Here is an 11,933-nt window from a genome sequence, read left to right on the forward strand (position 1 = left end):
AACTATGAAAAAAGCTTTGGCACTACTGTTGATCATTACCATGGCCATAGGTCTTGCGGCCTGTGGAACGACCGCACCTGAACAACCGGCAGGTGCAGGAGATGAGCCTTTGAGAGTTGCTTTGCTTCTTAACGGGACATTGGGCGACAAGTCCTTCTTCGATTCAGCGGACAGAGGTCTGCAAATGGCGAAGGAGAAGTATGGAGACAGATTTGAGTACGCAACGGTCGAGATGACCACAGACGAGACAAAATGGCTTCCCACATTGTATGACTATGCAGATGACGGAACCTGGGACATCATAATCGTCGGAACCTGGCAGATGGCTGAGCCTTTGGCGGAGGTAGCACCTCAGTATCCGGACCAAAAATTCTTTATTTTTGACCAGGATGTGGATTATACAGCTGGTGACTTTGGAAACATTTATTCAATATTATATAAGCAAAACGAGGGTTCTTTCCTTGCCGGAGCCATTGCTGCAAGACTAAGCGAGACCAAGACCATAGGATTCCTTGGCGGAGCTGAAAACCCTGTTATCAACGACTTCCTTCTCGGATATATCCAGGGGGCGAAGTACGTCGAGGAAAATATCAAGGTGGTAGTATCCTTCGTAGGCAACTTCTACGACACACCAAAGGGCAAGGATCTTGCGCTTTCACAATATCAGCAAAACGGGGTGGATGTAGGATTTAACGTTGCTGGATTAGCCGGGCTTGGGCAAATAGACGCGGCTCAGGAGGTGGGGAAATTTGCAATAGGGGTTGACTCAGACCAGGCGCTTATCCTGGGAGAGCCTGCAGCTAATTTCATACCAACATCTATGCTTAAGAATGTTGATCAGTCGATCTTAAGAGCAATCGATCTTGAGTATGAAGGCAAAGTCCCATACGGCCAGGCTGAAACTTTAGGTATAGCTGAGAATGGAGTAGGTATCGCAGACAATGAATATTATCAGAAGCTTGTACCCCAGGAGATAAGGGATGAGGTAACTGAGCTGTCAGAGAAAATTCTAAGCGGCGAGATCATCGTTGACACCGCATTCGGCAAGACAAATGAAGAGATCCAGGCAATAAAGGACTCAGTAAAATAATACCTCTGGTGGGAGGAATGGCTAAGCTGTTCCTCCTTCCTTTAAATTTACAGCCAAATACAATAGTAACAGGCTGCTTTTGAAAGGAAGAAGGCGGTGACAAAATGGCAGATACAATACTTGAGATGAAAAATATCGTTAAGATATACTCTAATGGAGTGGTGGCCAACGACAATATAAGTTTGTCTCTGAAAAAGGGAGAGATACATGCTCTTCTTGGTGAGAATGGAGCAGGAAAGAGCACCCTTATGAAGATCCTCTTTGGGATAGAAACGCCTGAATCAGGGGAGATCATCCTCAATGGGAAGTCCGTAGCAATAAGGAATCCTCTCGAGGCGATAAAACTTGGGATCGGCATGGTACACCAACACTTTATGCTGGTGCCAAGCTTTACCATAGCAGAAAATATAATACTGGGAGTTGAGCCTAGGAAGGGCATTTTCACAGATATGGACAAGGCAGAGGAGCTTTCAAGAAGGATTTCCGATGAATATAATTTCAAACTGGATGTCGGGGAGAAGGTTGAGAACCTTCCTGTCGGAATAAAGCAAAAGGTGGAGATTTTAAAGGCTCTCTTCAGAGGAGCAGAAATACTAATACTGGATGAGCCAACGGCAGTACTCACTCCACAGGAAACAGAGGAGCTTTTCATCCAGTTGAGAAGACTTAAGGAGAAGGGACATACAATAATATTCATTTCCCACAAGCTTGATGAGATCAAACAGATATGCGACCGCCTGACTATAATGAGAAACGGTAAGAACATGGGGACCTATGAGACCACTGACCTCACCACAAAGGAGATATCCAGGCTGATGGTAGGCAGGGATGTCGTAACAAAGTTTGACAAGGCGGCATTGAACCTAAGGGAAACGGCTGTTAGCATAAGAAAACTTGAGGTATGGAACACTGCAGGCACAAAGAAGGTGAACGGACTTGACTTCGATGTCAAGGAAGGTGAGATTTTTGGTATTGCCGGCGTGGAGGGAAATGGGCAGAGCGAGCTTGCACAGGTCCTGGCCGGTCTTATAGAGAACTACAAAGGGGAATACCGCATCTTTGGAGAAACTGCAAAGGGCTTAAGCATAAAGGATCTCCGAAGGAAGGGGATGTCCTATATACCCGAGGATCGCATGACCTATGGAATAGCTGAGAATATGGATCTATTGAGCAACCTGTTTGCAAACCAGTACGACAAGGAAAAGTATTCAGGAAGGATATTTCTTAAGAAAAAGCCTATGGAACAGGCAGCTAAGGATCTTATCAGCCAGTTTCTAATAAAGGCCGGTTCATTCAAGACCAAGGTGGGGATGCTTTCTGGTGGCAACATCCAGAAGGTGGTGGTAGCCAGGGAGTTTTCAGACGATCCAAAGGTAATAATCGCAAATCAGCCCACGAGAGGTATCGACGTAGGGGCTGCTGAGTTCATAAGAAAGAAGCTTCTTGAGCTTCGTGATAAAGGCTGCGCTGTAATATTGATATCAGCAGATCTTAATGAGGTAATGGAGTTGTCAGACAGGCTTGCGGTAATGTATAAGGGAGAATTCTCGGGAGTTTTCAAAGATGTATCTGCTCTGACTGAAGAAGAGCTTGGGAGGTACATGCTGGGGATAGATAAGGACGAGGGACTGGAGGGGATAGTGTATGCTTAAGAGCTCACAATTCAACACATTCAGAACGGCACTATCCATAGCTATAGCACTTATTCTGTCATTCCTGGTAATTTTTCTTGTAAGCGATCAGCCAGTAGAGGCAATAATGAGGATGATAACAGGGCCTTTATCCAGCAAGAGGCTATTCGCAAATGTGATCGAGCTGATGATACCACTCATATTCACCGGAGTATCCGTAAGCATTATGTTCTCGGCAAACCAGATCAACCTTGGAGCTGAGGGAAGCTTTCATCTGGGAGGGCTTGTTGCCGCAGTTGTAGGTCTGATGGTACCAATGTCACAAGGGGTGCATCCGATAGCCGCAATACTTCTGGGAGGGCTTACAGGTGCGGTATTTGCGGCGATCCCTGCGATCTTAAAGATTTTTACAACAGCAAGTGAACTCGTTTCTTCCCTGATGCTAAACTATATAGCGCTTTTCCTGGGGAACTATATACTGAGCTATTACCTAAGGGACACAACTGCAGGAGCCCTGACCTCACATCTTTTGCCCGAGTCAGTCAAGCTTCAAAGCATAGTGTCCGGCACCAATATCCATATAGGACTTTTCATAGCACTACTGACGGCAGTGTTTGGATATCTTTTCCTGTTCAAGTCCAAGCTTGGATATATGCTTAGGATATCAGGAGAAAATGAAAAATTTGCGAAGTACTCTGGAATGAACATAGTTACAGTGATCCTTATATCTCAGCTTCTTGGGGGCTTCATAGCCGGCGTTGGTGGAAGCGTACAGCTTCTGGGGATGTACAGGAGATTTTCATGGGCAGCTCTTCTTGGCTACGGATGGGATGCGATCATAGTTACTACGCTTTCAAAGAAGAATCCCCTGTTTGTTCCTCTGGCAGCATTCTTCCTGGCCTATATAAGGATCGGAGCAGACATAATGTCGCGATCCACGGATGTATCTCCTGAAATAGTGGCAATTACGCAAGGCATCATAATAATCCTTATAGTAGCCGAGCAATTCCTGTCCGGGTATAAACACAAGCTTGTGGCACGCGAGGCCAGACTACAGATGGAAACGGAAGGAGCTGAGTGATATGAGTATAACTGAAATTCTGCTTTCACCGGACTTCCTGTTCGTTGTCCTAAGAGTTACAACACCTATATTGTTCGCCACCCTTGCAGTTACCATAGCTGCAAGATCCGGGGTTTTCAACATAGCCATAGAGGGGATAATGCTTATTGCAGCACTGGTGGGTGTAATTTTTTCAGCAAAGCTTCAGAACCCATGGCTGGGATTGTTGGCAGCACTCATAGCTGGAGGGGCAATTGGCCTGCTTTTGGGAGTTCTGGTATTAAGGCTGAAGACGGATGCCATTCTTGCAGGTGTTGCAATCAATCTAATGGCATCGGGAGGAACCATATTCCTTCTTTACCTTGTATCCGGGGACAGGGGAGTATCATCATCTCTTAAGAGTTTAAGCCTGCCTAACATCGCAATACCAGTCATAGAGCAGATACCGTTCCTCGGGACTGTTCTTTCAAGACACAACATACTGACGTATCTCGTCTTCATAATGGTTGTAATTGTACACTTGATGCTTTACAAAACACCACTTGGCTTAAAAATAAGATCAGTAGGGGAGAATCCGCATGCAGCAGAGTCGGTAGGCATAAATGTCCACAAGATCCAATATATCGCCTTGGCTATGAGTGGAGTTCTGGCAGCATTCGGAGGAGCATTTCTATCCATGGGGTACCTGTCCTGGTTCACAAATGGCATGACTGCAGGAAGAGGCTATATAGGACTTGCCGCTAATGCAATGGGTGGCAGTACTCCCATCGGAGGGCTGATAGTTTCCCTTATATTTGGAATTGCAGACGCCATGGCCAACGTGTTCCAGACCGGAGCCAGCCTCCCGTATGAGCTGGTGCAGATGATCCCATATATAACTACAATAGCAGGTCTTGCAGTATACAGCCTTAACAGGAAGAAGAGACAGGAAAGGATCATTAATAAATAGGGGGAAGGTATGGAAAAGAGAGATATAATCATAGACTGTGATCCGGGGCATGACGATGTAATGGCACTATTGCTTGCACTTGCCAATCAGGATGAGCTTAATATCCTCGGGGTAACAACAGTGGCAGGCAATCAGACACTTGAAAAGGTAACATATAATTTAAGGAGACTATACGCTTACCTGGGGATGAGGACCCCAGCTGCAAGCGGGGCTTCAAAACCAATAATCAGGAAGCTCCAGCTCGGTGATGATGTGCACGGAGTGACAGGATTGGACGGCTGGGAGTTTCCGGAGCCTGATTTTCAGTTGGATTCCACAAATGCTGTGACCTTTATGAGGGATAAGATAATGGCTGCTAAGGGCAAGGTGACTCTTGTGCCTGTGGGTCCTTTGACCAATATTGGGCTTCTTTTATCCGTATTTCCTGAGGTAAAGGATAAGATAGAGCTGATTTCACTTATGGGAGGATCCATTTATGCCGGGAACAGGACACCTCATGCTGAATTCAACATATTTGTAGATCCTGAGGCTGCCAAGGTCGTCTTTGATTCGGGGATACCCATAGTGATGAGCGGTCTGGAGGTGACCCATGAGGCAGCAATAACCGATTCCGAGATCCAGGAGCTAAGGGAAAGTGACGGGAGAGTTTCAAAAATGTGTGGTGAGCTTCTGTACTTTTATACCAGATATCACAGCAGGGAGGGATATAGCTCTTACCCGCTTCATGACGTTTGCAGCGTGATGTATCTGTTAAGGCCTGAAATATTCAAATGGAAGGATCTTCAGGTGGATATAGACGTATCTGAAGGCCCTCACAGAGGAAGAACTGCTGCTGATAACAGGGAATGGATGCGATATGACAGACCGAATACCAGGGTACTCCTTCACGTTGACAGGGAGGAGTTCATGAAGATATTGAGAAAGGCATTTGAGAAGCTTGACGAATTGACCGCTTAAAGAGATGTTTAGGAGGGTGGTATTATGACGGACGGGATAAACGGGCTTCTTGAAAAAAACAAGGAAGAAATTATTGGCCTTGGACGAAGATTATTTGAAACTCCAGAGCTTGGATACAAGGAATATAAGACCAGAGAGATTTTGCTAAGCTATATAAAAGACATTGAGCTGACTGACTTTGAACCCTATGCTATAACAGGCTTTAAGGCTACTATAGGTGAGGGCAGTCCCCATATCGCACTTCTTTTCGACATGGATGCCCTGCCCACAAAGGGTCACAAGCTTGCTGCAAATGAGGATCTGGCTGCACATTCCTGTGGACACAATGCACAGATGGCTCTTATGGCAGCTGCCTTCAAGGCAATTTATGAAAGTGGGCTTCTTAAGGAAACTGGGGGAGCACTGTCGCTTATGGCAGCTCCCGCAGAGGAGTTCGTTGATTTTGACTACAGAAAAAACCTTATCAAGGAGAGAAAGATCAGGACCTTTTCTGGAAAGCAGAATATGATAGCAGCAGGAGCCTTCGACAATGTTGATCTTGTAATAGGGAGCCACGGCAATGGACTTCCGGGAGCAGTCATAGAAACTGGGACTGCATCAAACGGCTTTATTGCAAAGACCGCCATATTTAAGGGAGTGTCAGCTCACAGCGGGGCATACCCTCACCTTGGGAAAAATGCGCTGAACGCTGCTATACTTGCCATCCAGGCCGTCGGACTGTTAAGAGAGACCTTCCGGGATGACCACCATATAAGGTTCCATCCAGTGATAAAGGAAGGTGGAGATGCGGTAAATACAGTCCCTCACCGGGTAAAGGTCGAGACATATGTGAGGGGAAGTACAGTAGCAGCGATCAATGATGCCAACGACAGGATAAATAATGCCTTCATTTATTCGGCGAAGGCTCTGGGCTGCGAATGCGAAATAGAGGATATTCCAGGATACCTCCCAAGCAATTACTTTGAAGGTGCAGATGGATATTTTCACAAGAGAGCTCTGGAATACTTAGGGAGAGAAGACCTGCTGACCGGAGGAAGGACATTTGCGTCAGATGACGTTGCAGATGTTTCAAATATCAAGCCGGTGCTGCATTTTGGATTCAGCGGCTTTGGAGGCAGCTTTCATGGAGCGGATTTCCATATACTCGACGAGGAAAAGGCCTATTTGGCTCCTGCAAAGCTTGTAGCATCGACAGTGGCAGACATGCTTACCGATAGTGAAAATCTGACTGCAGCCATTAAAAAATTCAAACCGACCATGACCAAGGAAGCCTATGTCAAGAGTTGGCTGGGTCTTAAGGTGGAGGTATAGCAATGTACGATATCCTTGTGATCGGAAGTATCAACGCAGATTTGGTCTTCCATACAGACAAAAGACCTGAGGTAGGAGAAACTGTCCTGGGTAACAGCTTTATTACGGTTCCCGGGGGTAAAGGAGCCAATCAGGCGGTGGCTGCTGCAAGATTGGGAGCTAAGGTGGGCTTTATCGGTTGCGTAGGTGATGATGCCAACGGGAGGGTCATGCTGGAAAATCTTCAAGGACAGGGAGTAGACCTCCAGGGTATCAGCATTCTTAGGGGCATGTCCACCGGAGTAGCGGGGATCGTCCTATCTGGTGGAGAGAACAGCATCATAGTAATACCTGGCGCAAACCACCTGGTATCAAAGGCGATCATTGACGAACACATTGAAATGATATCAAGCTCCAGGATGGTCGTTCTTCAGTTGGAGATACCGATTGAAACTGTGGAGTACGTGCTCGATCTTTGCAGCAAAAAAAATGTACCGGTTATCCTGAATCCGGCTCCGGCTGCTGATATGGAGGCTGACTCAATCCTTAAGGCGACATATATTACACCGAACGAAACTGAGGTGATTCATCTGTTTGGAAACAGGAAAGTAGAGGATATCCTTAAGGAGTATCCCAACAAGCTTATCCTGACTCAAGGAAAGAAAGGGGCTTCATTTCATGACGGTGATAAACTAATACACGTTGAGGGTCATCCGGTCAAGACAGTCGACACGACAGGTGCAGGGGATACCTTCAATGGAGCCCTTGCAGTTGCTTTTGCTGAGGGGAAGGATATTATAAAGGCAGTCGAATTTGCCAACAAGGCAGCTGCAATAAGCGTGACAAAGCTTGGAGCCCAGGGAGGTATGCCGCGGAGGGAAGATCTCAACAATTCATGATTCACAGAGCACAATGCACAATGTATTGTCATCCCGAGCGAAGTCGAGGGATATCAATGAACAATGAACAATGAACAATGAACAATGAACAATGAACAATGAACAGTGAACAGTGAACAATGAACAATGAACAATGTATAATGAACAACGAAGGATCCTTCCTTAACGCTTGGAATGACTGCATTTTGTCATCCTGAACGATAGTGAGGGATCTATCTGCTTTTCTTCGAGCTCATCAGCCAGCTCTTTATTATTCCTCCTTTTGCGGATCCTCTTTAGCATAAGTACCCCAAAATATCAATAACAAAATTGCCTTTTTTCATATTGAATATGGAGTAATAATATGGTAAATTGTATATATGTTGTATATGGTGCATCAACCACACACAATATATAGTTGTTGATGCTGGATATAGAGAACAAGCCAAGGGGGTAAATGCAATGTTGAAGGTGGAGAAGCGTAACGGCCAGATAGTGGAATTTCATGGAGAAAAAATCGAAATTGCCGTCAAGAAGGCTATGAATGAGACAGAAAAAGGTATTGACGAGGTTCTCGCCAGGGAAATAGCAGACAAGGCAATGGATGAGTTTGCCAGTCACGAAAAGGTAAATATCGAGCAGATCCAGGACTTCGTAGAAATCGAATTGATGAAGACAAGACCTGAGGTTGCCAGAAAATACATCATATATCGTGAAGAAAGAGCAAAGCTTAGGGAACAGGGCTGGAACATGACTGACCTGCAGAGGGATATTTACGAAAAGAAATATCGCTTCGATTCAGAGACCTTCGACGAATTTCTTGACAGGGTCAGCGGTGGAAACAACCCGATCAAAAAGGCCATAAAGGACAAGAAATTCATGCCGGCAGGCAGGATCCTTGCCGGAAGAGGCCTTGATAAATACGGCAGGAAAATCACTTTGAGCAACTGCTACGTTATGCCCAAGGTTGAAGACAATATTGAATCTATCTTTGATACAGCCAAGTATCTTGCAAGGACTTATTCCTATGGCGGAGGAGTTGGGCTGACACTTTCAAAGCTCAGACCAAAGGGCTCCAAGGTCAACAACGCTGCCAGCACAACAACTGGAGCAGTAAGCTTTATGGACCTTTACTCAATGGTAACAGGACTTATCGGGATGAGAGGAAGAAGGGGAGCACTGATGCTCAATCTTGATTGTATCCACCCTGACATAGAGGACTTCATAAACGTCAAGAATGACCTTAAGAAGGTAACCTATGCAAATATATCAGTCAACGTCGACGATGAGTTTATGACAGCAGTTAAAGAAGACAGGGACTACACTCTCTACTTCAAGGTAGAATCCACGGGAGAAGAGATATCCAAAACAATAAGGGCGAGAGACCTGTTTAAAAAGCTGGCCTACAACAACTGGAATATGGCAGAGCCAGGTATACTATACAAAAACAGGATAGACTCCTGGCACATGATGAGCCATGACGAGACCTTTGAGTTCGCAGGAGTCAATCCCTGTGCCGAAGAAACACTTCCGGCATTTGGCAGCTGCAATCTGGCATCAATAAATTTAAGCGAATTTGTCAAGCACCCATTTACTAAGTACGCCCGCTTTGAGTTTGAGAAATTTGGAGAAATGGTCAGGAACGGAGTCATTTACCTAAACGAGGTCCTCGATGAGAATATGAACCTCCATCCATTGGAGCAGCAAAGGGAAATGTCCAGAGATCTTCGTCAAATAGGACTAGGAATAATGGGTCTTGCGGATATGTTCATAAAGATGGGCATTAAATATGGAAGCAGCGAATCCATATCCCTCATCCACCAGGTAGGAAGGATCATGATAAACGAAGCATTGAGACAGTCTGCAATGATGGCACAGGTCGACGGTCCTTTCCCAAGGTTCAACCTTGATGCTATACTTGCATCACCATTTGTCCAGGAAAATGCCGATGAGGACGTTTTGGAGCTTATCAAGGAGCACGGCCTAAGGAACAGCCAGCTTCTTACAATACCTCCAACAGGAAGCATTTCGACGCTCGTAGGCTGCAGCAATGGAGTAGAGCCAATATTCCAGGTATCATATACCAGAAAGTCCGAGTCGCTGCACCATGAAGACACCTACTACAAGGTATTAACCCCTATAGTTAAGGATTATATGGATACCAATGGTCTTTCCTACGAGGAGGAGCTTCCTGATTTCTTTATCACCACATCAAACCTTGACTACAAAGAGAGGATTGAGGTACAGGCAACCTGGCAGCAATATATCGATGCCAGCATATCATCCACTGTAAACGTACCCAACGAATTCACGGTCGAAGAGGTCGAGAACCTATATATCTATGCCTGGGAGAAGGGGCTCAAGGGCATTACCATATATAGAGACGGTTGTGCAAGAAGCGGTATCCTTATAAGCAACAAGAAAAAGTCGAACATCGACAAGATCGATGAATTACAGGAACAGATCAGACAGCTTGCAGAAGAGCAGCTAAAAATAGATCCTGAAACCTGCCCTATGTGCGGCGGAAAGGTAAACCATTCAGGTGGCTGCGCTGAGTGTCAGGATTGTGGATACAGTCCTTGCGCGGTATAGGACCAGCGCATCAATATACAAATTTTCAAAGCTTCAAAAACCTTTGGAAACAGCACTGCTGCCAAATTACAGTGCTGTTTATCTATCCCTGGGATGGCCACTATCCAATTTACCGATTGCAATTCTGGTAGTTTTTTTGTATAATAAGTCACATATTAGAATTCTTTGAATTTTATGTTTATTCAATGAAGACTAATGACTACATAATATTAAAGGGGGATAATTATGTCAAAAAGGATTATCAGTTTACTTCTGGCCTTGACTATGATACTTAGTCTTGCAGGCTGCAGAAGTGCAGAGCCAGCACCTGCTCCAGCTCCAGCAGAAACTCCGGCAGAAGCTCCAGCAGAGGCTCCAGTTGCTGAAGACTACAAGATCGGTATAATCACCGGTACAGTATCACAAGGTGAAGAAGAGTATCAGGCAGCACAAAACATGGTCAAGAAATATGGCGATAAGATCGTAACAGCTACATATCCTGATAACTTCTCATCGGAGACTGAGACTACAATAGCAAACGTAGTAGCTCTTGCTTCTGATCCTGCTGTAAAGGCGATAGTATTCGTACAGGCAGTTCCAGGTGCATCAGCAGCGATCGACAAGGTTAGAGAGACAAGACCTGACATGCTTTTCGTGGCAGGAGTTGCAGCAGAAGACCCTGCAACTATATCAAGCAAAGCTGACGTAGTTATGCTTGTAGATGAGATATCAATGGGATCGTCAATCCCGCAAAAAGCTTATGAAATGGGTGCTGAGACCTTCATCCACTACTCATTCGCCCGCCACCTCTCCTATGCAACAATAGCTGCAAGAAGAGAACTTATGATCGAAAAATGTGAAGAACTTGGAATCGAATTCGTAGACGTAACTGCACCAGACCCAACAGGTGATGCAGGCGTATCAGGAGCTCAGCAGTTCATCCTTGAAGATGTGCCAAGGCAAGTTGCCCAATATGGTAAAGACACGGCGTTCTTCTCAACCAACTGCGCAATGCAAGAGCCTTTGATAAGATCAGTTCTTGAACAAGGCGCAATATATCCGCAGCAATGCTGCCCAAGCCCATACCATGGCTACCCGGCTGCATTCAACGTTGACGTTGCAGGCCATGAAGGCGATGTACAATACATGCTTGATCAAATCGACGCTAAACTGACAGAAGCTGGTCAGGAAGGCAGAATGTCAACCTGGAGCGTTCCAATAAACATGCTAATGGTTGAAGCAGGCGTTGACTATGCTATCGAGTTCATCGAAGGAAGAACCAACGGGACTAACGACGAAGCAGTTCTTGGAACAATAATAAACAGGATCGCCGGCGGAGAAGGCTCAGCTCAATTGACTAAATACAATGAGGCTGGCGTAGAGCTTGACAACTTCTACATGCTTCTTTGCGACTTCTATGATTTTGCGGCTAACTAAAATGTATTAGTATAGGATCCGCCGGCTTGATCGGTAAGCCGGCGGATTTTAATGCGTTAATCAGACAAAA

At 45.5% G+C, this 11,933-nt stretch carries 9 protein-coding genes; all 9 read left to right on the plus strand.

Features of this window, described 5'->3' with window-relative positions:
- The first annotated feature begins 4 nt into the window (after positions 1–4).
- The 9 genes from EC328_RS01975 (at position 5) to EC328_RS02015 (ending at position 11,863) form a co-directional block, all read left to right on the plus strand.
- Positions 5–1,090 carry a BMP family ABC transporter substrate-binding protein gene (locus EC328_RS01975; RefSeq protein ID WP_128425249.1) on the plus strand — a complete coding sequence of 362 codons (1,086 nt, stop codon included), beginning with the start codon at positions 5–7 and terminating at the stop codon, positions 1,088–1,090.
- 104 nt (positions 1,091–1,194) lie between these two features.
- The gene (locus EC328_RS01980; protein WP_128425250.1) at positions 1,195–2,742 is read left to right on the plus strand and encodes an ABC transporter ATP-binding protein; all 1,548 of its coding nucleotides are present in this window, start codon (positions 1,195–1,197) and stop codon (positions 2,740–2,742) included.
- Positions 2,735–3,802 (plus strand): ABC transporter permease, encoded by a 1,068-nt coding sequence (locus EC328_RS01985; RefSeq protein ID WP_128425251.1) that lies wholly within the window; start codon positions 2,735–2,737, stop codon positions 3,800–3,802. The genes EC328_RS01980 and EC328_RS01985 overlap by 8 nt, the downstream gene beginning before the upstream one ends.
- Before the next feature lies 1 nt (position 3,803).
- Positions 3,804–4,730 (plus strand): ABC transporter permease, encoded by a 927-nt coding sequence (locus tag EC328_RS01990; RefSeq protein WP_128425252.1) that lies wholly within the window; start codon positions 3,804–3,806, stop codon positions 4,728–4,730.
- A gap of 9 nt (positions 4,731–4,739) precedes the next feature.
- Positions 4,740–5,687 (plus strand): nucleoside hydrolase, encoded by a 948-nt coding sequence (locus EC328_RS01995; RefSeq protein WP_128425253.1) that lies wholly within the window; start codon positions 4,740–4,742, stop codon positions 5,685–5,687.
- A 24-nt stretch (positions 5,688–5,711) separates the two neighbouring features.
- Positions 5,712–6,998 carry an amidohydrolase gene (locus tag EC328_RS02000; RefSeq protein ID WP_128425254.1) on the plus strand — a complete coding sequence of 429 codons (1,287 nt, stop codon included), beginning with the start codon at positions 5,712–5,714 and terminating at the stop codon, positions 6,996–6,998.
- 2 nt (positions 6,999–7,000) lie between these two features.
- Complete coding sequence (gene rbsK, locus EC328_RS02005) at positions 7,001–7,876, plus strand: ribokinase (protein WP_128425255.1); 876 nt, start codon at positions 7,001–7,003, stop codon at positions 7,874–7,876.
- A gap of 441 nt (positions 7,877–8,317) precedes the next feature.
- Positions 8,318–10,447 (plus strand): adenosylcobalamin-dependent ribonucleoside-diphosphate reductase, encoded by a 2,130-nt coding sequence (locus EC328_RS02010; RefSeq protein ID WP_128425256.1) that lies wholly within the window; start codon positions 8,318–8,320, stop codon positions 10,445–10,447.
- A gap of 225 nt (positions 10,448–10,672) precedes the next feature.
- Positions 10,673–11,863, plus strand: a complete 1,191-nt coding sequence (locus EC328_RS02015; RefSeq protein ID WP_128425257.1) for a DUF3798 domain-containing protein — start codon at positions 10,673–10,675, stop codon at positions 11,861–11,863.
- The last annotated feature ends 70 nt before the right edge of the window (positions 11,864–11,933 follow it).

This window comes from Gudongella oleilytica (assembly GCF_004101785.1).
Taxonomy (GTDB): Bacteria; Bacillota; Clostridia; order Tissierellales; family Tissierellaceae; genus Gudongella; species Gudongella oleilytica.